The sequence below is a fragment of the Microbacterium sp. 05N427 genome (assembly GCF_056397105.1).
The window spans coordinates 18532-43641 of sequence record NZ_JBFTMT010000015.1; the positions used below are offsets into that span (position 1 = coordinate 18532).

21 protein-coding genes are annotated in these 25110 nt (G+C 69.6%); 14 read left to right on the top strand and 7 right to left on the bottom strand.

The window, feature by feature from the left end; translation table 11 throughout:
- Window positions 1-3 precede the first annotated feature (3 nt).
- The 6 genes from AC1DG4_RS14935 to AC1DG4_RS14960 all read left to right on the top strand — a co-directional run bounded on the left by AC1DG4_RS14935 (window position 4) and on the right by AC1DG4_RS14960 (window position 8326).
- Complete coding sequence (locus tag AC1DG4_RS14935; protein ID WP_477378797.1) at window positions 4-1017, top strand: peptidoglycan-binding domain-containing protein; 1014 nt, start codon at window positions 4-6, stop codon at window positions 1015-1017.
- Window positions 1008-1625, top strand: coding sequence for an ATP-binding cassette domain-containing protein (locus tag AC1DG4_RS14940; protein WP_477378799.1), 618 nt, complete (start codon window positions 1008-1010; stop codon window positions 1623-1625). The genes AC1DG4_RS14935 and AC1DG4_RS14940 overlap by 10 nt, the downstream gene beginning before the upstream one ends.
- Window positions 1622-2692 carry a hypothetical protein gene (locus AC1DG4_RS14945; protein ID WP_477378801.1) on the top strand — a complete coding sequence of 357 codons (1071 nt, stop codon included), beginning with the start codon at window positions 1622-1624 and terminating at the stop codon, window positions 2690-2692. Before AC1DG4_RS14940 ends, AC1DG4_RS14945 begins: the two co-directional genes overlap by 4 nt.
- Window positions 2693-2775: 83 nt before the next feature.
- Complete coding sequence (locus AC1DG4_RS14950; RefSeq protein ID WP_477378803.1) at window positions 2776-4242, top strand: DUF3375 domain-containing protein; 1467 nt, start codon at window positions 2776-2778, stop codon at window positions 4240-4242.
- Window positions 4239-4973 (top strand): DUF4194 domain-containing protein, encoded by a 735-nt coding sequence (locus AC1DG4_RS14955; protein WP_477378805.1) that lies wholly within the window; start codon window positions 4239-4241, stop codon window positions 4971-4973. The genes AC1DG4_RS14950 and AC1DG4_RS14955 overlap by 4 nt, the downstream gene beginning before the upstream one ends.
- Window positions 4970-8326: an ATP-binding protein gene (locus AC1DG4_RS14960; protein ID WP_477421316.1), complete on the top strand. Its 3357-nt coding sequence runs from the start codon at window positions 4970-4972 to the stop codon at window positions 8324-8326. The genes AC1DG4_RS14955 and AC1DG4_RS14960 overlap by 4 nt, the downstream gene beginning before the upstream one ends.
- Window positions 8327-8361: 35 nt before the next feature.
- On the opposite strand, the gene AC1DG4_RS14965 is transcribed toward AC1DG4_RS14960, so the two are convergent.
- Entirely contained in the window at window positions 8362-8589 is a 228-nt protein-coding gene (locus AC1DG4_RS14965; protein WP_477378808.1) for a hypothetical protein, read from the bottom strand.
- An 85-nt stretch (window positions 8590-8674) separates the two neighbouring features.
- Here AC1DG4_RS14965 and AC1DG4_RS14970 point away from each other — a divergent pair, with 85 nt between their 5' ends.
- Window positions 8675-9679 carry a helix-turn-helix domain-containing protein gene (locus tag AC1DG4_RS14970; RefSeq protein ID WP_477378810.1) on the top strand — a complete coding sequence of 335 codons (1005 nt, stop codon included), beginning with the start codon at window positions 8675-8677 and terminating at the stop codon, window positions 9677-9679.
- 33 nt (window positions 9680-9712) lie between these two features.
- Here the strand turns inward: AC1DG4_RS14970 and AC1DG4_RS14975 are convergent, their stop codons facing one another.
- Entirely contained in the window at window positions 9713-9880 is a 168-nt protein-coding gene (locus AC1DG4_RS14975) for a hypothetical protein (RefSeq protein WP_477378812.1), read from the bottom strand.
- Window positions 9881-10050: 170 nt separating this feature from the next.
- Between AC1DG4_RS14975 and AC1DG4_RS14980 the strand changes: the two genes are divergently transcribed.
- Entirely contained in the window at window positions 10051-11664 is a 1614-nt protein-coding gene (locus tag AC1DG4_RS14980) for an RNA polymerase sigma factor (RefSeq protein ID WP_477378813.1), read from the top strand.
- Here the strand turns inward: AC1DG4_RS14980 and AC1DG4_RS14985 are convergent.
- Entirely contained in the window at window positions 11661-11951 is a 291-nt protein-coding gene (locus AC1DG4_RS14985; protein WP_477378815.1) for a hypothetical protein, read from the bottom strand. The two genes, AC1DG4_RS14980 and AC1DG4_RS14985, sit on opposite strands and share 4 nt — an antisense overlap.
- A gap of 175 nt (window positions 11952-12126) precedes the next feature.
- On the opposite strand from AC1DG4_RS14985, the gene AC1DG4_RS14990 reads away from it, so the two are divergent.
- Window positions 12127-13197, top strand: coding sequence for a flavin-containing monooxygenase (locus AC1DG4_RS14990; RefSeq protein ID WP_477378817.1), 1071 nt, complete (start codon window positions 12127-12129; stop codon window positions 13195-13197).
- A 169-nt stretch (window positions 13198-13366) separates the two neighbouring features.
- On the opposite strand, the gene AC1DG4_RS14995 is transcribed toward AC1DG4_RS14990, so the two are convergent.
- Window positions 13367-14656, bottom strand: a complete 1290-nt coding sequence (locus AC1DG4_RS14995) for a threonine/serine exporter family protein (protein WP_477378819.1) — start codon at window positions 14654-14656, stop codon at window positions 13367-13369.
- Window positions 14657-14762: 106 nt separating this feature from the next.
- Here AC1DG4_RS14995 and AC1DG4_RS15000 point away from each other — a divergent pair, with 106 nt between their 5' ends.
- Entirely contained in the window at window positions 14763-15971 is a 1209-nt protein-coding gene (locus AC1DG4_RS15000; RefSeq protein ID WP_477378821.1) for a glycoside hydrolase family 3 N-terminal domain-containing protein, read from the top strand.
- A gap of 20 nt (window positions 15972-15991) precedes the next feature.
- Here the strand turns inward: AC1DG4_RS15000 and AC1DG4_RS15005 are convergent, their stop codons facing one another.
- Both AC1DG4_RS15005 and AC1DG4_RS15010 read right to left on the bottom strand, forming a co-directional pair.
- Window positions 15992-16939 carry a 3-methyladenine DNA glycosylase gene (locus AC1DG4_RS15005; protein ID WP_477378823.1) on the bottom strand — a complete coding sequence of 316 codons (948 nt, stop codon included), beginning with the start codon at window positions 16937-16939 and terminating at the stop codon, window positions 15992-15994.
- Window positions 16936-17994 (bottom strand): App1 family protein, encoded by a 1059-nt coding sequence (locus tag AC1DG4_RS15010; RefSeq protein WP_477378824.1) that lies wholly within the window; start codon window positions 17992-17994, stop codon window positions 16936-16938. The genes AC1DG4_RS15005 and AC1DG4_RS15010 overlap by 4 nt, the downstream gene beginning before the upstream one ends.
- Window positions 17995-18116: 122 nt before the next feature.
- Here AC1DG4_RS15010 and leuS point away from each other — a divergent pair, with 122 nt between their 5' ends.
- The 4 genes from leuS to AC1DG4_RS15030 all read left to right on the top strand — a co-directional run bounded on the left by leuS (window position 18117) and on the right by AC1DG4_RS15030 (window position 24229).
- The gene (gene leuS / locus AC1DG4_RS15015) at window positions 18117-20735 is read left to right on the top strand and encodes a leucine--tRNA ligase (protein ID WP_477421317.1); all 2619 of its coding nucleotides are present in this window, start codon (window positions 18117-18119) and stop codon (window positions 20733-20735) included.
- A 427-nt stretch (window positions 20736-21162) separates the two neighbouring features.
- Window positions 21163-21993: a carbon-nitrogen hydrolase family protein gene (locus AC1DG4_RS15020; RefSeq protein ID WP_477378828.1), complete on the top strand. Its 831-nt coding sequence runs from the start codon at window positions 21163-21165 to the stop codon at window positions 21991-21993.
- A gap of 15 nt (window positions 21994-22008) precedes the next feature.
- Window positions 22009-23469: an APC family permease gene (locus tag AC1DG4_RS15025; protein ID WP_477378830.1), complete on the top strand. Its 1461-nt coding sequence runs from the start codon at window positions 22009-22011 to the stop codon at window positions 23467-23469.
- Window positions 23444-24229 carry a FadR/GntR family transcriptional regulator gene (locus tag AC1DG4_RS15030; protein WP_477378831.1) on the top strand — a complete coding sequence of 262 codons (786 nt, stop codon included), beginning with the start codon at window positions 23444-23446 and terminating at the stop codon, window positions 24227-24229. Before AC1DG4_RS15025 ends, AC1DG4_RS15030 begins: the two co-directional genes overlap by 26 nt.
- Before the next feature lie 6 nt (window positions 24230-24235).
- Here the strand turns inward: AC1DG4_RS15030 and AC1DG4_RS15035 are convergent, their stop codons facing one another.
- Complete coding sequence (locus tag AC1DG4_RS15035; RefSeq protein WP_477378833.1) at window positions 24236-24838, bottom strand: HD domain-containing protein; 603 nt, start codon at window positions 24836-24838, stop codon at window positions 24236-24238.
- Between the last annotated feature and the right edge of the window lie 272 nt (window positions 24839-25110).

Genomic DNA, 25110 nt, shown 5'->3' on the forward strand with positions numbered 1-25110 from the left:
TCGATGAGATCCCTAAGAATCGCGTCGCTCGTGATCGGCGGCATTCTCTTGGTCGGGGGCATCGGCTGGGGGCTCGGCGTGCTGGGCAATCAGTCCGCGCCGCCGTCGCTGAGGAAGCCTATCGACCCCGAATACGCGGCCGTGCATCTGGTGCAGTTCCGGGATCCGCAGGACGTCACCGTCGAGGTGATCGCGGCCGCAACCGTCTCGGTGGCCTCGCCCGTTGCGGGGACGGTCACCTCGTCGACCTGCGCGGCCGGATCCCCTGTCACGTCGGGAGAGAGCCTGATCTCGATAGACGGCGAGCCGCTCATCAGCCTGGCGACCTCGGTGCCCTTGTGGAGGGACCTCGTGGTCGGAGACAAGGGCGCGGACGTCGCAGCGATCCAGACCGAGCTGTCCCGTCTCGGCTACGACGTGCGACAAGACGGCGTCCTCGGCTCGGAGACTCTGGCGGCGATCGCTGCGCTTCGCGGAATCGCAGCTCAGACCTCGCTTCCGCGGTCTCTATTCCTGTGGATCCCCGTCGATGGAGCGCGGGTGTCCCAGTGCACGGCCGGACGAGGGACGCATGTGGACGCAGCCGCCGCGCTGCTCGACGTCGAAGCCGCCGTGCCCTCCATCAGGATCACGGACCTGCCGAAGAAGGCGATCGCGGGGGAGCGCGAGCTCACGATCAACGGCGCGGTCTATCCGGTCGCCGCCGATCAGACCATTCAGGATCCCGCAATGCAGCGCGAGCTCCTCGAGAGCTCCGCCTACCAGGAGGCCAAGAAGGAGGAGGGCAAGGCGCGAATCGCCGCCGTGGCGACGCTGGCGACACCGGTCGGTGTGAGCAGCGTGCCTCCCAGTTCCGTCATCGGCGGAAAGGAGGGCACGATGTGCGTCGTTGCGCGGGGCGGCATCGTCCCGGTGACCATCATCGGGTCGCAGCTGGGGCAGAGCTTCCTGTCCTTCGAGGCGGAAGCTCCGAAGGAAGTGCAGATCGCGCCAGCCTGGGATACGTCATGCCGGTGACCCTGGACGGCGTCGGACACTGGTTCGTCGAAGGGACCTGGCTGTTCCGGGGGCTCGACCTGCTGCTTCTGCCCGGGCGCACGTATGCGCTCACCGGTCCGTCCGGATCCGGAAAATCGACCCTTCTGAGCCTCATCGCGGGCTGGGAGCAGCCCCGTGAAGGACGCATCACCGCAGAGGACGGTCGTGTGTCGTGGGTCTTCCAGAACCCGACCGGAACGCCGCGCCGATCGGCCCTCGATCTCGTCGCCTATCCGCTGCTCGCCCGTGGTGCTTCCCCGGCCGCGGCGCGTCGCACGGCACAGGGGACGATGGACGCTTTGGGACTCGCCCATGTGGCGGACTCGCCATTCGGATCGCTGTCCGGCGGAGAAGCACAGCGGCTGATGCTGGCGCGGGCGGTCAGCGCCGCTCCTCGCCTGCTACTCATCGACGAACCCACCGCTCAGCTCGATCGGAGCACCGCCGCGACCGTCAACGACGCCATCCGAACCCTGGCGAAAGACGGAGCGATCGTCGTCATCGCGACACACGACGCAAGCACGCGCGACGCCTGCACGGATGTCGTCGATCTCGCCCTCCTGGCTGCGGGGCAGGGGAGCGGATGAGGATTTCCACCATCGTTCGCGAAGCGCTCGCGAACATCCTCAGCGGCACCAGCCGTACGATCGTGTACTTCTCTCTTGCCCTCGTCGTGTGCGGAGGCCTGGTCCTCGCGGACGCCCTCTCGGTCCGCGGCCTCATCGATGAAGCGGTGCGCTATCAGCAGGTGGGCGCATCCACCGTGACCGTGATCGCTCCCGGCCGCATAGATGGCGCCGCGTGCGATGAGCTGCGGCGCGCGGACGGTGTTCTCGAGGCCGGTGCGGTTCGAAAGCGTGCGAAGGAGTACTCGCTCCCCGCCGTGCCGAACAGCCCCGTGCCCGGGTACGAGGTCACGGTGTCCTTCCCGCTGGCGTCCGCCGGGCCATCCTCGGGTCTGTTGATATCCGGCGAGGTGGCAGAGATGCTGCGCCTGGCGCCGGGGGACGGCTTCGCGATCGATGCGGATGACGCGAGGGTCGCCGGCGTCTTCGACTACCCGTTGGATGGACGGCGCGCCGGATTCGGCTGGTCGATCCTGGCCCTGGTTCCGGAGAACGGGATCTTCGACGAATGCTGGGTGAGGGTCTGGCCGGAGAATGAGGAGTTGCGCACGCAGCTGCTTCAGATCGTCCTGCCCTCGCGTGGGGACTCGAACGCCGGCGCGCCCGAGATCACGCAGCTCAATCAGACTCTGGGGCGGTCCTTCACCGGCCAGGAGAGGTTCGACGCCAGAATCACCCGATTCGCGGTTCCGCTCGTCTTCGCGGCGGGTTTCGGCGCGGCGCTCCTCGCGGTGCGCACACGGCGGCTGGAGGTCGCCTCGAACCTGCACGCGGGGGCTGCCAAGCGGAGCATCCTGATCCAGCTCACGGTGGAAATGCTCGTGTGGGCCCTTCCGGTGGCTGTGCTGATCTGGCTCTCGGGGTTCGCGCTCGCCTTCGGATCGCCACCGGAGGATGCGACGCACCTGCGTTGGCAGGAAGGATTCAGTGCCGGAGCCTTCCTTCTCGGCGCCCTGCTCGGAACGGCCGCGTCGGCCTTCTCCGTCAATGAGACGCACTTCTTCCGCTACTTCAAGGATCGCGCGTGAGGCGGYTCGCCGCGGGGAAACGACCGCCCTTGATAGGCTGATGCCTTTGGGAACGTCGCGTTCCACAGTCGTAGGGATCGATCGTGACCGGAAGCAGAGCAGAGGGCGCCTATCTGCGCGCTCTTGCGGCGTTCAAGACGCCGACGCTCGATCTGCTGCACGGCCGGTACGCGCCCTTCGTCGTCGCGGCGCTGAGCCAGATGTTCTCCGCCGACCGGCCGACGGTGGCCGTCGCCGATGCGCACGTCGAGGTCGGCGAAATACTCGATCAGCTCCGCACGGCGGGCTATGAGGGCGGCGACCGGCGGCTGCCCGCCACGACCGGCCGCGAGATCTGCCGATACTGGGTCAGGGTCGGCTGGCTCGGGCAGCAGATCGAGGGCGAGAGCGAGGTCTATCGACTCACCGCGCACGCCGTGCGCGCGCTCGAGATCGCTGACCTCACCGGCGGTGGCGCGCGCGTCTCGAACTCTCGGGTGCGCACCCTGCTCGAGGCCGTGGAGCGCCTCGCGGGGAACGCGGACGACGACCCGGCGCGACGCCTGAGGCGCCTGCGCGCCGAGCGGGCGGCGCTCGACGCCCAGATCGCGGCGCTCGAGAGCGGTGCGGCGGATCCGGTGCCGGAGGACGAACTGCTCGAAGAGGCCGAGAACGTGCTGCACCTCTCGCGGGGGCTTCCCGCGGACTTCACGCGCGTGGCGGAATCGATCAAGGCCATGCAGCGCGACGTGATCCGCGACCTCCGTCGCGACGAGCGCCCGACCGAGGAGGTGCTGCGCGAGTATCTGCTGCGCGGCCAGCAGGTCATGCAGTCCACGCGCGAGGGGCAGGCGTTCGCCGGCGCGTTGCGGCTCATCGGGGATCCGGAGCGGATCGACGAGCTCACCGATCAGCTGCACGGCCTGCTCTCGCGCCCGTTCGCGCAGCTGCTCGACGGCACCCAGCGTGCGGAGCTCGACATGATCGGGCGCCGCATGGAACTGGGCGTGCAGGAGGTGCTGACGGCCCAGCGCCGCGCCTCGCACGTCATCGCCGGGCAGGTGCGCACGCACGACCCCGCCCGTGACCGCCAGGTCGACGAGCTGCTGCGTGACGTCATCGCGGGGATGCAGGCCTGGACGCAGACGCGGACGCCCGAGACCCCGGTGGAACCGCTCCGCCGCCTGCCCGTGGCGAGCATCGGCCACCTGCGCCAGTCGCTGGGCGACATCCGCCCTCCTGGGACGCCGGCGGCGCTGGGCATGCAGGGGCAGGACGTCGAGTTCGTCGATGCCGACACCCGCGCCTGGGGCGGCCCGCACTACGCCGAGCTCGAGGCGCACGTCGCCGGACTCGGCGGCACGTTCGATCTCGGCGAGGCGTTCCAGGCCATCGCGGAGCAGAGCACCCGCCGCCCCGTCGACCTGCTCGGCCTGCTCGAGATCGCCCACCGCAACGATCTCGTCGAGGTCGAGGGGATCTCGATCGTGGAGACCGTGCGCCCCGACGGCACCGCGCGGCGGTTCGCTTTCGGATCCGTCACCGCGCATACGAGGAAGGAAGAGGAATGACGACCTCCGATGCCACAGAAACCTCCGATGCCACAGAGACCTCCGGGTTCATCGAGCCCGTCGCGATGGAGGACGACCTCGCCGAGCTGTTCCCCGGCGACCGCGGGGTGCTCGACCCCGAGGTGCGGCGCACACTCGCGCTGATCCTGCACCGGCGGTTCCTGCTCGCCGACCGCAACCGCACCGAATGGCGCACCCTCCTCGACCACCAGACCGTGATCGAATCGCGCCTCAACGACCTGTACATCCGGCTGATCGTCGATCACGAGCACGGCCTGGCGTACAAGCAGCAGATCCGCATCGACGAGCTCGACATCCCGATCCTCCTGCGCGATACGCCGTACACCCGCTCCGAGACCCTCGTGCTGGTGCATCTGCGCACGGTCTACGAACGGGAGAACGTCGCCGGCGAAGCCGCGCCGCGCATCGACATCGAGGACGTCGAGCAGACCGTGCTCAGCTACTTCACCGATGCCGACGGCGACATCTCGCGACGTCAGAAGGCCGTGCGCGATGCGATGCGAAAACTCTCGAACGACGGGATCATCAGCGAGGAGACCACCGGCCGATTCCGGATCGGTCCGCTCGTCGAGGTCGTGCTGAGTGCGGAGAAGCTCACCGAACTGCGCGACTGGCTGCGCGACACCGCGGCGGAACGACGCGCCGGTGCGGGTGGCGTCGCGCTCGACGACGCTGCCGCCGAGGAAGCCCTGGAGGACGCCCTTTCATGACGATGGTCGACACGCTCTTCGGACTCATCCCCGAGGCTTCCCGCGGCCAGCAGTGGGTCGCCGAGGATCTGCAGCTCGTGAACTGGGGCGGCTACGACGGGGGACCGCATCGTGTGCGGTTCTCTCCTGCCGCGACCCTGCTCTGCGGCGGATCCGGATCCGGCAAGTCGACGCTCATGGACGCCTACATCGCGCTCATGATGCCGCACACGACGCCGTTCAACGGCGCATCGAACGGCGGCGTCACCGGACGCCCCCGCGGGGACGAACAGCGCAACGTGCTGTCTTACKGTCGCGGCAAGCTCGACGAGACGCGCACCGAGGAGGGCACCAAGGTGCAGGTGCTCCGCGGCGACGGAGAGGACACCTGGACCGCGATCGCGATGACGTGGCGCGACCACGACGACTCGCGCTTCACGGCTGTGCGTGCCTGGTATATCCCGGCCGGTGCGCGCGTGCTCGAGGACACCGTGCGCGTGCGGGCCACGGCGAACTCCGGGTTCGACCTGGCCGCACTCGAGCGCGCGGCCGCGCAGCGCCTCACCGACGCTTCCGTGCGCGCCGCAGGTCTCGAGCCCGTAGGTACGGACCGCGAGTTCTCGGCCCGGCTGCATTCGGTTCTGGGCATCGGAGCCGCGGGATCCGGATCCAACGCGATGAGCCTCCTCGCCCGCATCCAGGCGGGACAGCAGATCACCACGGTCGACGACCTCTACAAGCGTCTGGTGCTCGAGGAGCCCGAGACGATGCGCACCGCGGATGCCGTGGTCGTGCACTTCGACGAACTCGAGAGCACGAAGCAGCGCATGGTGGTCGCGCGTCAGCAGGTGGCGGCCCTCGAGCCGATCCGTGACCTGCGCCAGCGCATCGACGCCGCGGCTGGACGGATGACGCTCATCGACGAGGTCGGCGTGTTCGAGGATCCGGCGTCGGTCGCCTCCCTGTGGCGTGCAGAGCGGCGCATGGATCTGCTGCGCGAGGTCGAGGGCGAACTCCGCGACCGCACGCGCGTGCTCGACGTGCTCGTGCGGGAGAAGCGCGTGCAGGCGGAGGGTGCGGAGGTCGAGCACGATGGCCTGCGTGATCTGCTGCGCGAGCGCGGCGGCGACCGGCTGGAGACGGCGCAGCGGGAGCTGCGCGGAGTCGAGCGGCGCCTCGAGGAGGCGCAGGCCCTCCGTGCGAGGTTCGACGACGACCTGCGCGCGCTCGGTGCGGAGGTGCACAGCCGGGCAGAGTTCGACAAGCTCGTCGGGCGCGGTCGCGCGGTGCTCGGCGACGCGGATGCCAAGGGCAGCGCGCGCGAGGCCTGGGCCGACGCGCGTCGCACCCGGGATGGTCTGAAAGCCGAGCTCGCGCAGCGCGAGCGTGCGGTCGAGGAGGCGACGGCGTTCTCGGGCAACATCCCGGGCGACCTGTACCGGTCCAGGGAGCTGCTCGCCGAGGCGGCAGGGCTCGAGCCGCACCAGCTGCCCTTCGTCGGCGAGCTCATCGAGGTGCGCACCGAGTACGAGCCGTGGCGCGAGGCGTTCAACCTCGCTCTCGGCGGCTTCGCGACGACCGTGCTGCTCGACGTCGCAGACCTCGACCGGTTCCGCACCGCGATCGACAGCGTGCGCACTCCGCGCCGCCTCACCTATCAGGGCGTTCACACCGGGCTCCGGGCGAGCGGCGGGGGAGCCGAGAACCGGCTGCCGGGTCGCCTCGACTACGCCGACAGCCCGTTCACGGGCTGGCTGCAGGTGCGTCTGGCCGAGCGGTTCGGCTTCGTCTGCGTGAACTCCGCCGCAGAGCTCGTGGCGCACGAGCAGGCGCTCGCGATCACGGGTCAGGTCTCGCGGGGAGACCAGGGTGCGCACGGTGGCCACGGCCGAGCGAACGTGCTCGGCTTCTCGAACCGTGCGCGGCTGCGCGAGCTGGAGGCCGCGGCCGAGGAGCTGCGACCCGCTCTCGAGCGCGCCGACGCAGCGGTCGCGGCCGCCGAGACGGCGCTGGATCGATTCGACGCCGAGCGTGCGGCCTTCGCGCGGATCGTGGACGTCGTGTGGGACCAGGTCGATGTCGACGCCCTGCTCGCCGTGCAGGAGCGCTGGCGTGGTGTCGAGTCGGAGGTCGCGGAGAAGAACCCGGACATCGCCGGGATCGCGGCGCAGATCGAGAAGGCCAAGGCGCTCGCGGGGCGACTCCGCGAGGAGATCGGCGCGGCCATCGCCGAGCGCCAACAGGTCGAGCAGCGGTGGGGTGAGATCACCGACGACGTCGACGCCGGGCAGGCGCTGATCGATGAKGCGGCAGGATCCGATCTCGCCGTGGGCCCCGAGCAGGCGCAGTACCTCGACGACCGCTTCGCTTCGCCCGCGTCGGCCAAGGCCGCACCCTCGGTGCTGCTGGAGCGCTTCGACGGCACGCTGCAGACCGCCGGCAACCGTCTGACCGAGGACCGCGCGTCGGCGTTCGAGGCCCATCACGAGCAGCGCGAGAGCATGCGCCGGCTGATGGGCGGATTCCTGGAGCGCTGGGAGAACCCCAACCTGGTCGCCGATCCGGATCTCTACGTCGACGACTTCGAGAGCATCCTCACAGCGCTCGAGACGAGCGGACTGCACCGGCTCGAGAGCGAGTGGAGGGACAGCCTCGTCCACCTCTCCGGGAACGACCTGACGAGCCTCGACTCCGCGCTCGGCCGCGCGCTCCGGGACATCCGGGAACGGATCGAACCGATCAACCGGATCATGCAGGATCTGCCGTTCTACGACGATCACCACCGCCTGCAGATCACGACCCGCGAGAGCCAGTCCGAAGCGCGCAAGCGCTTCCGTCGCGACCTGCGCGAGGTGCGAGGGCTCATCGAGACCGCCGCCGGCGACCAGGATCGCGAGCAGGCCTACCGCCGGATGTCCCGTCTCATCGCGCACCTGCGGCGTTCCGCTCCCGACTTCGCCGACCTCATCGACGTGCGCAACCACGTGCGGGTGAGCGCCGAGCGGGTCATGGCCGACACCAAGCAGCACGTGGCTCTGTACGACCACATCGGCGAGAAGTCCGGCGGCGAGTCGCAAGAGCTGATCGCATTCATCGTCGGCGCCGCACTCCGCTACCAGTTGGGCGATGCCGGCGCCGAGCGTCCGCGCTATGCCCCGGTGTTCATGGACGAGGCCCTGATCAAGGCCGACGCGCATTTCACCAAGCGGGCGATCGGCGCATGGCGGGGGCTCGGTTTCCAGCTCGTGATCGGGGCGCCCAACGACAAGTACAGTGCGATCGAACCGCACGTCGACGTGGAGTACGACATCCTGAAGGACACCCAGGGCCGATCCTGGGCGAAGCTCAAAGTCGCCCTGCCCGAGTCGCACTGAGCAGCGGCTCGGATCCTCGCCTCAGGGGCGGCGCGTCACCAGTCGCTGCGGTCGAGTGCTGCCCGCAGGTCGTGCAGCGCGCGCTCGTCCTCACGAGTGGGTACGCCGCCGCGCTGCAGGATCCGTCGCGGCAGCCACGTCGGCATCGTGAGGCGCGGGCGTCGCTGCGGCGACGGCGCGGTGTCCGCAGCGGCTCGCGGGGACGCGTCTGTGCGGGTCAGGGGGATCCGGAAAGGGGCGGGGGTCGTGGCGGTCTCGGTCATGGCTTCAAAGCTACGAGCATCAGAATCCTGCCACCAGGTGGCGGAAAGACTTTCGCCACAAAGATCCAGCCAGTATGATCGGGGCATGCTGCAGAGCGTCACTCTTCCCGTGATCGACGGGCTCGCCGTGTTCGAATTCGGCCTGCTCAGCGAGGTGTTCGGTTTGGACCGCAGTGTCTATTCGGACGTCCCGGCCTTCGACTTCCGCGTATGCGGGATCGAGGCCGGGCGGCCCGTGACCACCGAGGTCGGGGCGCAAGTCATCCCTGCCTACGGACTCGAGGCCATGGAGCACGCCGATGTGATCGCGGTGCCCGCGGCGCGTGTGCGTCCTGCTGAGGAGTATCCGGCCGAGCTTCTGGATGCGCTGCGCCGGGCCGCGGAACGGGGTGCGATCCTGCTGAGCGCGTGTTCCGGTGCCTTCATCCTCGGGGCCGCCGGACTTCTCGACGGGAGGCCCTGCACGACGCACTGGCGGTACGCCGAGGAACTGCAGCGCCGCTACCCGACGGCCCGCATCGATCCCGACGTGCTGTTCGTGGACGACGGTGATCTCATCACGAGCGCCGGGACCGCGGCGGGCATCGACGCGAGCCTGCACCTCGTCCGCCGTGAGCTCGGCAGCGCGATCGCGAATGTGATCGCCCGGAACATGGTCGTGCCGCCGCAGCGCGACGGCGGGCAGCGCCAGTACATCGAGCGCCCGGTGCCGCAGGCGGACTCCGACACGCTGGGCGACGTCCTGGCCTACATGAGCGATTGTCTCGGCGCCACGCACTCGGTCGCGTCGCTCGCGCAGCGCGCCCACATGTCCACCCGCACGTTCGCCCGCCGGTTCGTCGCGGAGACCGGCGTCACGCCGATGCAGTGGATCACCGCCCAGCGCGTGCTGCATGCGCGGCTGGCGCTCGAGACGACGGACGCCTCGATCGAGGAGATCGCCGCGACCTGCGGATTCGGCAGCGCGACGCTGTTCCGGCACCACTTCACGCGCGAGGTCGGGATCGCACCGAGCGCGTACCGTCGCACCTACGCCTGCCCTGAAGCGGCGGAGGAGGCTGCGGAGCGGGAGCTGCTGGCCCTCGGGTAGCAGCCGTCCGGGCGGCCTGCTCGGAGTGCCCCGCTAGCGCGTCGACAGGTAGAGCACCAGTACGCCGATGATCACCAGGGCGACCGCGAGCATGCCCCATACCGGCGCTCCGTAGAAGTCGCGGAGGATCCACGGCGTGCGATATCCGCGCTCCGCGGCCGTCCGCCTGCGATGTCGCCTTCCGCCGTTCTGCGTCGCCATCGGGCGAGCGTAGGTCGATGGGCTGAGGCTCGGCTATGTCTGGGCCCGGTGTCGCCTGAGCGCGGTCGCGGGGTGCGGTGCGGTGCGGACGCGACAGGGCGCCGCTCTTCGGGGTTCCGGCGGGGGATGACAGACTGATCATAGGTCCGACGTCTTTCGGGGGAGCGAGCATGCACGACGATCGCAGCGATGCGGAGCTGCTCCGCGCTGTGCGAGACGGTGACGGCGGCGCCTGGGAGCGCCTGTGGCACCGGCACTACGACGCGGCTCTCCGTTATGCCAGGCGCCTGTACTGGTCGCGGGCGGAGGATCTCGTCTCGGAGTCCTTCCTCGCGATCTACCAGCAGCTGAGAACCAAGGGCAACGGGCCGGAATCGTCCTTCCGCGCCTACCTCAAGACGGTGATCCGCAACACCTCCGCGCGGTGGCACGCGGATGCCGGTCGCGTTCTCGACGCCGAGGACGTCGATCAGGTCGACACTCGCGACGGGCTCCGTCATGTCGAGCGCGAGTCCGGCTCGGCGGAGGTCCTCGCCGCCTTCGGATCACTTCCCGACCGCTGGCAGCGCGTGCTCTGGCTCTCCGAGGTGGACCAGGCGGCGCGTCCGGTGATCGCGCGCGAGCTCGGCATCAAACCGAACGCGGTGTCGGCGCTGCAGCGTCGGGCCCGCGCCGGCATGAGGTATCAGTGGCTGCTCAGGCAGGTTCCCACGGGGTTGCGCGGCGACGCTGCGCATGTCGCCCGGCTGCTGCCGCAGCATGTGGCGCACCCCCGGAATGCTGCTCTCGCCGCGGAGGTCGCCGCGCACCTTGTCACGTGCATGCTCTGCGCGGACCTGCTCCGGGGCATGCACGCCTCCGTCGCGCGGGCCCAGGGCGGGGCGCTGTCTGCGGTGCTGCTCGGTGCGGTCGGTGCAGGGGTTCCGATCAGTGCGTCGCTGAGCGCCGGATCGGCCGCCGCGGCCACGACCACCGCGGGAGTGGGCGTGCTCGCGTGGTTGTTCGCGGGCGGCGTCACCGCGGCAACGGTCGGAGGTCTCGTGGCGACGACGCTGCTCACGGCGGCGCCGGCGGTCGCACCGCCGGCGGATGCCCTCCGCGCCTCGCCCGCGCCTGCGCGGGCGACGCCGTCGCCGTCGCCGGGACCGTCCTCGTCCGCCGAAGCGGCGGGGATCGAGGCTCCTGCTCCTGTCGAGGCCGGGGCGGATCCGGCCGTCGACGCGGCTCCGGATCCCGTTGTCGAGACGGCGCCTGCGCGTGCCCCCATCGCGGCTGCTCCGGATCCGGCACCCGAACCAGCCCCGGTGACGGTGCCGGTCGCACCCGTTTCCGGGGCGGAACCGGCTCCGGCCGCCGAGCCGGCCCCGGTGACCGTGCCGGACGCACGCATTTCGGTGACGGCACCACTGCAGACGGGCGTGCCAGTCGTCGCGACGGTCTCCGTCGCAGGGGTGTTCTCCTCCGTGGATCCGTCGGCGAGCGCGTCCGGGGCGGTTTCGGTGGCGTCGCCGCTCGATGCGGTCGCTGCGGGGACGTTCGCCGTGCAGGCTCAATCGGTGGTGCAGGCTGAATCGGTGGTGCAGGTCGGATCGGCGGTGCAGGCCGGGCTCACGGCGCCGGCCGGGCCTGCGATGGCTTCCGCGGGTGTCGCGGGTGTCCCGGCTGTCACGGCTGTCGCGGGTGTCGTGGTGCAGAGCGGCTCAGACTGTGCCGTCAGCGCGACGTCGAACATCAGCGTGCCGGGGCTCTCCGTGGACCTGCATGTGGTGATTCCCGACCGCTAGCCGCGTGTCTGTGCGGCCCCTTTGCGCAGGATACGACGCGGGTGATCGTGCGGGCGGGGGTCATGAGCAGTGCGGTGGGGCATCGTGTCTTGAGGCCGCGTGACGGTCGCGGGGATCGCGGCGGCTTCTGCGGCCGCCTTCGCAGCGTCGTCGGCCGCGGCGACCGCGGTGATCACGGATAGGTTCCACGCCGCGCTGGGGCGCACCCTTCGCCGGTCGATCGTGCGCTCGTCCGGCTCATCCGGGTCGAGAGCGGATCCTTCGGGCGATGTCTCGGGGTTGCGCATGTCATCCTCACTCCTGCATCGACTCCTCGCGAGCCGATCCTCCGGCCCGACGACAGGCCTTCGATGTAGAGAGTCCGCAACTCGTCGATAGTGACGCGCCCCATCGAAGAAATCTCGAGGGGCGTCCGGGGAACGGCACGGGAACACCGAAGACGGGCAGGATGTTGCACCGGCCGTGGACATCCTCGACAGCATCGTGATCGGCGCCGGCCAGGCCGGCCTGTCGAGCTCGCACCATCTGCGTCGGCTCGGGATCGCACACGTGGTCCTGGACGCGGACGACGCGCCGGGCGGGGCGTGGCAGCACCGCTGGGACGCGCTCACGATGCAGGACGTGCACGGCGTCGCGGAGCTGCCGGGATCCGTTCCGCCCCCGCGCACCACGGAGCAGGCGAACCGTGCGGTGCCCTCGTACTTCGCCGGCTACGAGCGCGCCCAGGAGCTGCCGGTGATCCGTCCGGTGCGCGTCGACCGGGTGACCGACGACGACGGGATCCTCGTCGTGCACGCGGGCGATCGGAGCTGGCGCTCGCGCACCCTGGTCAACGCCACGGGCACCTGGACGCAGCCGTTCCTGCCGCATTACCCGGGCATGGAGACGTTCCTCGGGGAGCAGTTCCACACGGTCGACTACCCGGGGCCGGACCATTTCCGCGGCAAACGCGTGCTCGTGGTCGGCGGCGGGGCCTCGGCCGTGCAGTTCCTGGGTGCGCTGGCTCCGATCACCGACGTCGTGTGGGCCACGCGCCGCCCGCCCGTGTGGCGCAACGACGACTTCACCCCCGAGGCGGGGGCCGCCGCAGTGGCGCTCGTCGAACAGCGCGTCGCGCAGGGCCTCGCCCCGCAGAGCGTGGCCAGCGTGACCGGCCTGATGCTGCGGCCGCAGGAGCAGGCGGCGGCGCGACTCGGCGTCTATGACGCGCGCCGGCCCATGTTCGAGCGCATCGAGCCGGACGGGGTGCGCTGGGCGGACGGTTCGTTCGAGCCCGTGGACGCGATCCTGTGGGCCACGGGGTTCCGTCCCGCCATCGGGCACCTCGCCCCGTTACATCTGCGCAGCGAACGCGGCGGGATCCAGCTCGACCGCGCAGGGCGCGGAACGACGGCCGTGAAGGATCCACGCATCCAGCTCGTGGGCTACGGCCCCTCGGCGAGCACGATCGGCGCGAACCGGGCCGGCCGCACCGCGGCGCGGGGCGTGCAGCGGTACCTCGCGCGGACGCCCGTCGCGGTCGACGCGGGCTGAGTCGGTCAGGCCGCAGGGCCGTCGGGGCCGGATCCGGGACCCGGCGCCGCGTTCGGGGCGCGTTCTCCGGTATTGGGGCGCACCGCGCGGTCGAAACGGGACACGGCGCGCCCCAAAACGAGGGCGTGCGCCCCAAATCGGCCGAACGCGTCTCAGAGACGACCGGGGCTCAGCGGATGATGCGGATCGAGCCGGTCGCGGTGGAGGGGGAGACGGGGCGGGTGATCCGCAGCGCGTCCGCGATCAGTGCGCCGACCTTGGTCCCGATGCACAGGCTGATGAAGATCATCGGGGCGGCTGCGAGTGCCGCGGCGTCGAACGATGCGAGCGCGACAAGCCCGACCGTGCCGGGGACCAGCAGCAGGAAGGCCGGCTGGAACGAGACCGTGGCGGGGACTGCGAGCGTCATCCGCTCCAGCACGCGCGCAGCGAGGAACAGCAGTCCGGCCGTGATCCCGGTCGCGATGGTGCTGCCCGTGTACGGGCTCAGTAGCATCAGCGCCGCATAGGTGCAGATCATCACGATCACCGTCGCGATCGTGAGGCGGAATCCGGATCCGAAGCTCAGCCCGATCCCGATCGCGAGCACAACGACGCCGATCCAGCTCCAGGCGAGCGGCGGCACCGCCTCCCACCCTCCGTGCCCTGTGACCAGCGAGGTCTCGCCGACGAGGGCGGCGGACCGAGGATCCACGCGCAGCCCGGTCGCGGCGGCGCCGGTGAAGATCCCCGCCGCCATGAAGGTGAGCATGATCAGGCCGTACACGAGGCGCGACGCACCGGTGACGATGTCGGCGGCGGTGAGCTCGAGAAGAGCGTTCGTGATGAGCGCGCCGGGGACCAGGAGCGCGACCGGCGCGCACACCGCGAAGAGCGGCACGGCACCCAGATCCAGGCGATCGGCGACCACCCCGACGACGAGGGTGGAGATCAGCGACGCGACGAACGGGACCACGGCGGCGGCCGCGCGGATCCGCTCCGTGGCCAGCACGATCGCGGCGACGAGCCCGCCGACCAGCAGTGCGAGCACGATCGCCCACCACGGGCAACGGAACAGTATGGCGAGGCCCGCGGCCAAGAGCGCGCCGCCGAACGCGGTCTGCAGGACCGGGTGCCGGCGCTGCAGACCTCGGATGTGCGAGATGTGCGAGGGAACCTGGTCCAGCGTGACGCGCCCCGCCTCCAGCCGCCGCGCGAGGAGCGACGCGTGCGCGGTCTGGCGGAAGGTCAGCCCGGGCCCGCCACCGGCCGCGATCGTGGTCGCCCCAGGGACGCCGGGGCGGCTCACGAACACGTGCTCGGGGAGCACGGCGAACGAGAGCTCGGTATCGGGTGCGGTGGCGTCGCGGGCACGCTCGAGCGTGCCGCGCACATCGGTCACGGAAACGCCGGAGTCCAGCAGCAGCGCTCCGAGGTCGCCGAGTGCGACGTCGGGGGAGACGGGTTCGGAAGGGGACATCACCTGAAATCGTAGAACGTGCGACGCCTGTCCACGGTTCGCGACGGCCGGCACCCACCGGCGCCCCCGTCGGAGACGCTCAGCCGCGTCGACCTAGGCTGGAAGCATGCGGACCTTCAGGAAGCGAGCCCACGAGTCACACGCGGTCGGCAGGCGTGCGGGCGCCGTGGTCCTGCTGCTCTCGACCCTGCTCGCGGCAGCCGCCTGCGCACCCGGTGCGTCGTCGGCGGGCGGATCCGGTGGGGCCTCACCCACCGCTCAGACGCCGAGTGCCGGGCCGGCGCCGACGTCCTCGCCGCGCCCTCGTGCCGAGGACGTCGTGGCCAGGATGGATCCCGCGCAGCAGGCGTCAGCGGTGGTCATGGGCAATCTGCCCGGCACGAACCCGGCCGCGATGCGCGCGATGATGAGCCGCGGGTTCGGCGGGTTCATCCTGATGGGGTCCAATGTGCCGGCCGGTCCGAGCGAGCTGCATGCGATGACCGAGGCGCTCACGATCGATCCCGCGTTGCCGCCGCTGATCGCGACCGATGAGGAGGGCGGCGACGTGGTCCGCCTGCCCTGGGACGATCAGCCGGGTGCGGACGTGCTCAAAGCTCAGCCCGCGAGCGCGACCAGGGCCGCGTTCGCCCGGCGCGGCCAGCTGCTCGCGCAATCGGGAGTGACCGTCAACTTCGGCGTGGTCGCGGATGTGGCGACCTCGCCGGACTCGTTCATCTACGACCGCTCGTTCGGCACCGATCCGTCGGCGGCCGCCGAGCGCGTCGACGCCGCCGTGCGCGGAGAGGCGTCCTGGGTGTCCACCACCCTCAAGCACTTCCCGGGGCACGGCGCCGCCGAGGGGGACTCACATCACGTGATCCCGAGCACGGGGATGGATCTGGCCACCTGGCGTTCGCAGGTGGCGCCGCCGTTCCTCGCCGGGATCAGGGCCGGAGCGCCGATCGTGATGATGGGGCATCTCGCCTACACGGCCATCGACCCGCAGCCGGCGTCGCTGTCGCCGCGCTGGCACCAGATCGTGCGCGACGACCTCGGCTTCCGCGGCGTGATCGTGACGGATGACCTCGACATGCTGGTCGACTCCGGCGACCCGGCCTATGCGGACGAGGTGGCCGACGCCGTGCAGGCGGTCGCCGCGGGGAGCGACCTCGTGCTCGCCCTGGACGGCGCGGGGCCGGACACGGCGCAGAAGATCGCCGATGGGCTCGTCGCGGCGGTACGCAGCGGCGCTCTTCCCGCCGAGCGCCTCCGCGAGGCGGCATCCCGGGTGGTCGCGCTCCGCCTGGACATCGCGGCCCGCCGACACGACTGAGTCGTCCCCGGCTCCGCTCGTCAGCCCGCCGCGCCCAGCCAGGCGTCGAGGATCCGGATGCGCAGGGCGTTGCCGCGTTCGGCGAAGTCGCGCTGGCGACGCACGTACTCGGCCTTGCCGTCCGGCGTCTCGATCTGCACCGGGACCACGCCCCAGTCGGCGAGATCGTAGGGGGCGGCCGCCATGTCCAGGATGCGGATGTCGCGGGCCAGCTCGAACGCGTCCAGCAGGATCTCACCTGGGACGAGCGGTCCGAGCTTCATCGCCCACTTGTAGACGTCCATGCCCGCGTGCAGGCAGCCGGGCTGCTCGAGGAGGGGCTGGGTGTCGCGGGTCGGGACGAGCCGATTGCGCGGAACCGCCTCCGGTGTGAAGAAGCGGAACGCGTCGATGTGCGTGCAGCGCAGCTCGCCCTGCTCCACGACCGCGTCAGTGCCGGCCTGGCCCAGCCGCAGCGGCACCGCGTGCCGATGCTCCGGAGTCCGGTAGACCATCGCCCATTCGTGCAGGCCGAAGCAGCCGAACTGCCCGGGACGCGCGGCAGTGCGCGTGAGCATCGTGCGCACGAGGCGCGCGAGCTCCGGCTTGTCGGCGGCGAAGGCATCGGCGTCGGGCATGACGGCAGCGGATCCGGATCCTGAAAATGCGGATCCGGAGGATCCGGCCTGCGGTTCCTCGACGGCGGAGTACCAGCGCCAGTCCGCCCGTTCCGGGGCATCCTCGAGCGCCACTCCCGCCCCGGGGTGCCAGCGACGCAGCTGGCCCGGCTTGTAGCCGTAGTAGGTGAACAGGAAGTCGTGGACGGGGTGCTTCTCACGGCGCGCCTGGCGGGCGCGGTGCTCCGCGGTCAGCCCGTCGGCGCGCTCCGCGTGGGCCTCCGCACGGGCCGACCAGGTCTCGCGGTCCAGACGGGTGCGGGGGATCGTCGCGCCGGGAACGGTGGTCGGCACGCCGGCTGCGGCGCTCATGGCTCCGAGTGCACGACGCCGGCGTCGATGAGCTCTTCGAGAATGCCGGCGCCGTCCTCCGCGCTCACCCACGGCGCGAGGTCCTCATCGCGCGCCTCGGCGTCGGCCCCGTCGCCATCCGCGCGGGCCGCGGCGCGACGGCCGGCGAGCACGCCTTCGGCGGGGAGCAGGCGACGAATCGCGACGGCGGCCACGTTCTCGGGGTGATCGATGAGGAACTGCCCGTAGATGGCTTCATCGTGCTGCCCGTCGTCGCCGATCAGCAGCCACCGCATGTGCGGGAACTCCTCGGCGAGACGGGAGAGGTTCTGCAGCTTGTGCTCACGTCCGCTGCGGAACCAGCGCTCGTGCGTGGGACCCCAGTCGGTGAGCAGCATGGATCCGGCAGGGAAGAGGTGACGGGAGAGGAAACGGTTCAGCGTCGGAGCCACGTTCCATGCGCCCGTGGAGAGGTAGATCATCGGCGAGCCGGGGTTGTCGCGCATGAGCCGTTCGAGCAGAACCGCCATGCCGGGGACCGGGGTGCGTGCGTGCTCGTCGACGACGAAGGAGTTCCACGCGGCGATCAGCGGCCGCGGCAGGGCCGTCACCATCACCGTGTCGTCCACGTCGGAGACGACGCCGAAGCGGACGTCGTCGGCGACCACGAACACCCGCGCGGGGATCGGATCCTGCCCTTCGACGGTCATCGTCACCTGTTGCCAGCCCGGTGCGAGATCGGCCTCGATGCGGCAGTCGACGACGCCGCCGCGATCGGCCGCGACCTCGTGCGTGCGGCCCGCGACCGTGATCGTGACGGTCGCGAAGCTCACCGGGATGCCGACGAAGCTGCGCCAGCCGCGCACGCTCGCGTCCTTGCCGCCGCGACGCGTCTTCGGCAGGATCAGCACGCGGCCGACGACGCGGATCCAGCCCGCTCCGCCGTAGCCGGGGAAGGGCACCACGCTCGCGCTGCGGCCGCGTCTGCGGGCGCGCCGCTCACGCCACGCATGGAAGCGGTGCTCCAGGCGGGCGAACCAGTGGATCCGCTCCGGTCGGGCTGAGGACGAGGGCATAGCGCGTCTAGTCTTTCACGTCCGCGCCTGGACGCAGGCTCCGGAGCCGAACGCCGGTCCGCGCGGGCTGGGATAATCTGGAGGTTGCCCTGTTCTGGGCATTCTTTTCCCTGCAGCAGAGAATGGTCGTCGCGTTGTCTGAGAACCCGTCCCACACCGCCTTCCCGTCGAACGACGAGTCGCTGCCGGTGCACGAGCTTCAGGCGCATCAGGCCCAGCGGCTTCAGGAGAAGTGGCAGAAGTACTGGGCCGAGAACGAGACCTTCAAGGCCGGCGGCACCGAGGACGTGYGTCCCCGCAAGTACGTGCTGGCGATGTTCCCGTATCCATCGGGCGACCTGCACATGGGGCACGCCGAGAACTACCTCTACTCCGACATCGTGGCGCGCTTCTGGCGCCACCGCGGCCACAACGTGCTGAACCCGATCGGCTGGGACTCCTTCGGGCTGCCCGCCGAGAACGCGGCGATCCGTCGCGGAGCGGATCCGCGCGAGTGGACGTACCAGAACATCGCCCAGCAGAAGGCGGGCTTCCAGGCCTACGGCGTCTCCTTCGACTGGAGCCGCGTGCTGCACACCTCGGACGAGGAGTACTACCGCTGGAATCAGTGGCTGTTCCTGAAGCTGTACGAGCGGGGCCTGGCCTACCGCAAGAAGAGCCCGGTCAACTGGTGCCCGAACGACCAGACCGTGCTCGCGAACGAGCAGGTCGTCGACGGGCGCTGCGAGCGCTGCGGCGCCGAGGTCGTCAAGAAGAACCTCACCCAGTGGTACTTCCGGATCACCGACTACGCCGACCGCCTGCTGGACGACCTGAACCAGCTCGAGGGCTTCTGGCCGCACAAGGTGCTGCAGATGCAGCGCAACTGGATCGGCCGTTCGATCGGCGCCGACGTGGACTTCGCGATCGAGGGCCGTGAGGGCGTCGTGACCGTGTTCTCGACGCGCCCCGACACCCTGCACGGCGCGACCTTCATGGTCGTCGCGCCCGACTCCGACCTGGCCTCCGAACTGGCCGCCGGATCGTCCGAGGACGTGCGGATGCGCTTCCAGGACTACCTGACCCAGGTGCAGAAGACGAGCGAGATCGACCGTCAGTCCGCCGACCGCCCGAAGACCGGCGTGTTCCTGGACCGCTTCGCGATCAACCCCGTGAACGGCGAKCGGCTGCCGATCTGGGCCGCCGACTACGTGCTGGCCGACTACGGCCACGGCGCGGTCATGGCCGTGCCCGCCCACGACCAGCGCGACCTCGACTTCGCCCGCGCGTTCGACCTGCCTGTGAAGGTCGTGGTCGACACGACCGCACCGATCACCGGCGCGCTGCCCGTGATCGAGGTCGACGAGGACGGCGTCCCGATCGAGCCGCTGGAGGCGCTCGACGACCAGCACCCGGCGAAGACCGGTATCGCCCTGACCGGCGACGGCCGCATGATCAACTCCGGCGAGCTGAACGGCCTCTCCAAGCGCAACGCGATCGCCCGCGCGATCGAGCAGCTGGAGGCGGCCGGCACCGGCCGCGCCGCGAAGAACTACCGGCTGCGCGACTGGCTGATCTCACGCCAGCGGTTCTGGGGCACCCCCATCCCGATGCTGCACACGCAGGACGGCGAGATCGTGCCGGTGCCCGAGGAGCAGCTGCCCGTGCGCCTGCCCAGCATCGAGGGCCTCGACCTTTCGCCGAAGGGATCCTCGCCGCTGGGCGCCGCCACCAGCTGGGTGCAGACGACCGTGCCCGGCACGGGCGAGCCCGCGCTGCGCGACCCGGACACCATGGACACGTTCGTGGACAGCTCCTGGTACTACCTGCGCTTCCTCTCGCCGAACAGCGACACCGTGGCCTTCGACGTGGACGAGGCCCGCCGCTGGGCGCCCATCGACTCGTACATCGGCGGCGTCGAGCACGCGATCCTGCACCTGCTGTATGCGCGGTTCATCACCAAGGTCCTGTTCGACATGGGCCTGATCGACTTCACCGAGCCGTTCTCCAGCCTCATCAACCAGGGCATGGTGATCCTCGACGGCGCGAAGATGTCGAAGAGCAAGGGCAACCTGGTGCTCTTCCAGGAGGAGCTCGACGCCTACGGTGCCGACGCGCTGCGCGTCGCCCTGGCCTTCGCCGGACCCGTGGAGGACGACAAGGACTGGAAGGACGTCTCGACGACGGGAGCGCAGAAGTTCCTGGCCCGTGCGCTGCGCGCGGCGCACGACGTCTCGAGTGCCGTCGACGTCGTCTTCGACGGAGGCGATGCGGCGCTGCGGCGGATCACCCACCACCTGCTGGCCGACGCGCCGGCGCTCGTGGAGCAGACCAAGTTCAACGTGCTGGTCGCGCGTCTGATGGAGCTGGTGAACGCGATCCGCAAGACGATCGACGCCGGATCCGGTCCCGCCGACCCCGCCGTCCGCGAGGCCGCGGAGACGGTCGCCGTCATGCTGGACCTCGTCGCGCCGCACACGGCGGAGGAGATGTGGGAGATCCTCGGTCACGAGCCGTCCGTGGGACTGGTCACGTGGCGCCAGGCCGATCCGCTGCTGCTCGTCGAGGACACGGCCACCTGCGCCGTGCAGGTCAACGGCAAGGTGCGCACGACGCTCGAGGTGCCGGCCAAGATCGGCGACGCCGACCTCGAGTCCCTGGCCCGTGCGGACGAGAAGGTTCAGCGGGCGCTCGACGGCAAGGAGATCGTGCGCGTCATCGTGCGGGCTCCGAAGATCGTGAACTTCGCCGTCAAGGGCTGAGATCCACTGCGCTCCTGTTAGGGATCGCACGCCGTCCGGGTAATGCGGCGCCTGCTCGGCCCGGCGGCGGTCGTTGCCCTGCTCGCGCGCGGGGGGCCGCTGCTGGCCTGGCCGCTGCCGCGCCCCGTCAGCGACATGAGATGTGGCAAGAGGCCTATCCGAACGCGGCGATCGTCGTGGACGGAGTGATGAGCCGCGCCGATGCCGCGCGCGCCGCACGCCGCACGATTACGCCGGCGCGCTGCGCGCTGCGTGCTGCGTGCTGCGCTCGGACGCTGATCCGGCCGACGCTCCGCGCACATCCCGGATCGCGGGCCCTGGATCCGGTCAGATCCGCTGGGGCGGGTTTATTGGTGAGCTTGCTCGGCCCGCGTGGGATCGGGCTCCGCTCTTGCTGGGACCGGCGCCGGTATGTAGTCTGCCTTCAATGAATGTGGTCAAGTTGACCGGTTTTAGCGCGCGAAGGAGATACCCGTTGCCCCTAGTCCTTGCGGTTCTGCAGCACGGCGGCCACGGCGATGACGTCGACGCCAACCTCAGGACCCTGAACCAGTACGCGGAGCAGGCGGCGAATCAGGGCGCTGGACTGCTCTTGACGCCGGAGATGTTCGTCACGGGGTACAACATCGGCGATCGCGTGCATGAGTACGCGCGCATGCCGCTGGTCGAGCGTATCCGCGAGATTGCAACCAGCAACGGGCTCAGCATCGCTGCAGGCTTGCCTCTCCCCAGTGAAAGCGGAACGACCAACTCCGTCGTCCTCGTGGACAAGAACGGAGAGTTGCGCGCCCGCTACGACAAAACCCACTTGTTCGGCGAACTGGATCGACGCATGTTCACGGCCGGAGCGGAACTTCCGCATACGCCCGTCGAGATAGACGGAGTTCGAGTCTCGTTCCTGATCTGTTATGACGTCGAGTTCCCCGAGGCTGTGCGGACGATTGCGCGCAGCGGCACAGAACTGCTGCTCGTTCCCACCGCGCAGATGGAGCCTTTCTCATTCATCCCCGCGCACCTTATCCGTGTGCGCGCTTGGGAGAACCAGATCTACGTCGCCTACTCGGATCGGATCGGGGACGAGGGTGAACTGCGGTATGTGGGTCGCAGCAGCATCGTCGGGCCGTCAGGCGATGTCCTCGCGGCGGGGAGCCCCTCCGATCCCGCGTTGCTTCTCGCACAGATCGACCCTGCGGCAGTCGTCGATGCTCAACAACGCAACCCCTACCTCGCCGACACCCGGCCCGAGCTCTACCTCTGATCACGAAAGATGACAATGTCTGAATCTCTCCGTGTCCCCAGCTCTGACCGCCTCCGCGGGCAGCTCGGTACCAGCTCTATCGTCTTCATGGTTATTGCGGCCGCAGCACCGCTCACGGTGATCGGCGGCAATGTGCCGCTCGCCGTAGGCGTCGGTAACGGGGTCGGCGCCCCGATAGGCTTCCTCATCGCGGCCTTGGTGCTGCTGATCTTCTCCGTGGGCTTCGTCACCATGACGCCCCATGTGCGGGAGGCCGGCGCCTTCTTCTCCTATGTGAGCGCAGGCCTCGGGTCGCGCGCCGGCCTCGGGACGGCCTTCACCGCCCTGGTTGCCTACACCGCCATTCAGGTCGGTGTATACGGATACCTCGGCTGGGCCGCCAACGATCTGGTCACTTACTTCGGCGGCCCCGCCATATGGTGGCCGGTGTACTCGTTCGCCGCTCTCGCGGTCGTCGCATTTCTCGGCTACCGGCATATCGACCTCAGCGCACGAGTCCTAGGAGTCGCCCTGGTTCTGGAAATCGCGGTGGTCGTCATTCTCGACGTTGTCATCTTCGGACAAGGGGGCCACGACGGGATCGTCTTCGAGACGTTCGCACCTCAGAACGTCTTCACTCCCGGACTCGGAGTCGCAGTCCTCTTTGCGCTCACGGGGTTCATCGGCTTTGAGGCGACCGCCGTCTTCCGCGACGAAGCGCGCGACCCCGAGAAAACGATCCCCAGAGCTACCTATCTCGCCGTACTGATCATCGGCTCCTTTTACGCGATCTCCTGCTGGGCACTCATAACCGGGGCTGGCGCGGACCACGCCACCGCCATGGCGAAGAAGACGCTTGCAGGTGACGGGAACTTCCTCCTGGACACGGCCGGTCTGTATTTGGGCCCCGTGCTGCGCGACATCATGCAGGTTCTGCTCATTACGAGTCTCTTCGCCTGCGTTCTCTCGTTCCACAACGTGATCGCGCGCTATCAGTTCACGCTTGCGAACAAGGGTGTGCTTCCCCGGGCGCTCGGGCACCGCCATGCTCATCACGACGCACCATCGATGTCATCCGTCGTGCAGAGCATCACAGCGGCCATCGTGCTCGCTGTCCTCGTGCTCGTGGGGTTGGATCCACTGGTCGGTGTGTTCGGATCCATGGCGGGGGTTGCGACGGTTGGAATGGTCCTGCTCATGCTGGCCACCTCGGTCGCGGTTGCCGTGTTCTTCGCTCGGAGGCCTGGGCTCGCTCAGGGCCGCCCCGTCAGGACTCGGATCGCCCCGATCCTGGCCGCGGCCGGCCTCTTGGCCTGCCTCTGGCTCGTGCTATCGAACTTCACCCTCGTGACAGGTGGCTCCCTGACCGTGAGCATCATCCTCGCGGCCGTGCCTGCCCTCGCATTCGTTGTCGGGGTCGCTCTGGGCGGACTCTTCAAGCTCCGAGGAGACGACGAACTAGACTCGGATCATGAAACGGCATCCGCCGTCCGTTGAGTCACGGCTGGAAACAGTGAACACGTCGAGATCCCCTGTTGCCGCAGACGCGATGATGGATCTCGAGGCGCCGCCCCTGTCGGCGATCAAGCGGCTCAGCGCTGTCGAGGCGGTCGAGGCCCGCATTCTCCTCGCGCTGCAACTGGACCTCCTCGCTCCGGGCGACCGCCTACCGCCCCCGTCGGTCGCGGCCACCGCGCTCGGCGTGAGCGACACCAGCGTGCGGCGTGCGTACCGGTTGCTCGACACGCGGGGAGTGCTCCGAAGCGTCCGTGGAAGGGCCGGCGGAACGTACGTCGCCGCGAACCCGCCGCACAGCGATTCCCTCGCACTGGCCGCGTACGACGCTGACAGTTCCCGCGTACACGGGCTCATCGATGAACGAGCCGCAATCGAGGCGGGCCTCGCTGCGATCACCGCAAGCCGTGGCGACACTGACGCATTCGCTGCCATGCATGCGGAGGTGCGACGCATGCACGCTGCGAGTGACTGGGCCACTTTCCGCGAAGGTGACGCAGCATTCCACGACCTTCTCGCTACGGCGGCGGCGATGCCTGCAGCCGCCAGCTTGCACCGCCGGATCTCTCGGGAGCTCTACGCCTACTTTCTCCCTTACCCGATCTCGTACCTGCACGAATCCAACAAGGAACACGCCGCCATCCTCAGTGCGATCGAGCAGGGCGATGTCGCAGAGGCCGCCCTGCTCGCCCACGCCCACATCACTGAACTGCACCGATCGATGTACGTGGGTCAGCGATAACTCCGGTCAGATCCGCTCGAGCGGGTTGTCCGCCAGTTTGCCGATGAGCCCGCCCTCGACGAGACGGCGCGCCTGGCTGTACGGCTTGCGCTCCGCCTGCTCCTGCACGCTGTCGCCGAACTCCGCGGCGAGGTCGAGCCGGGGGTAGGCCGCCAGCACCTCGCGGCGGAACTCGAGCGGGATCTCCTCATCCCGGCGTCCGGAGATGTCGAGACCGGTCGCCGTCTCGAGCAGGTATCCCTCGGCGTCCTGAGCGGGATCCACGGACGGCCAGTTGTGCCGCACGATGATCTCGTTGACGCGGCGCTGCCGTTCGACGGGCCATCCGGCGCCCGCGGTGAGTGCCTCGCCCACGAAGCCGCCCGCCTCCTCGTAGCCGAGCACGTGGTTGTCATACGCCGGCGCGAGTCCGATGTCGTGCAGCACGGCTCCGGTGTAGAGCGGCTCATGGTCGATCTCGCGGTGCCCCTCCACAATCGCGAACGCCTCCGCCCACAGCCAGCTGCGCAGGACGTGGTTGACCAGAGCGGGGGACTGGAACCGGGTGACGAGCTCGTGCGCCCCGCGAGCCGCGGCGGTGTCAGGTGGGAGGAAATCGTGCAGGCGCATGGCGGCTCCGGGTCGATCGTGGGATGCGATCAGCGTAGCGCGAGGCCCGGACCGCGCATCAGCATCTTGGCGCGGAACCCCTGCCTGACGCTGACGCTGGTCGAATCGCTCGAGGCCATCTTCTTGTCCACGTTCGTCATGATCGGTCAGAACAGGCAGACGTCCTTTCAACAGGCCAAGGCCGATCGGGACTATGCCGACCAGGAGTAGTTCGTCGGGGAGAACACCGAGCTCACCCGCACCATCCGCGACCTGTCCATGCAGATCCGCGA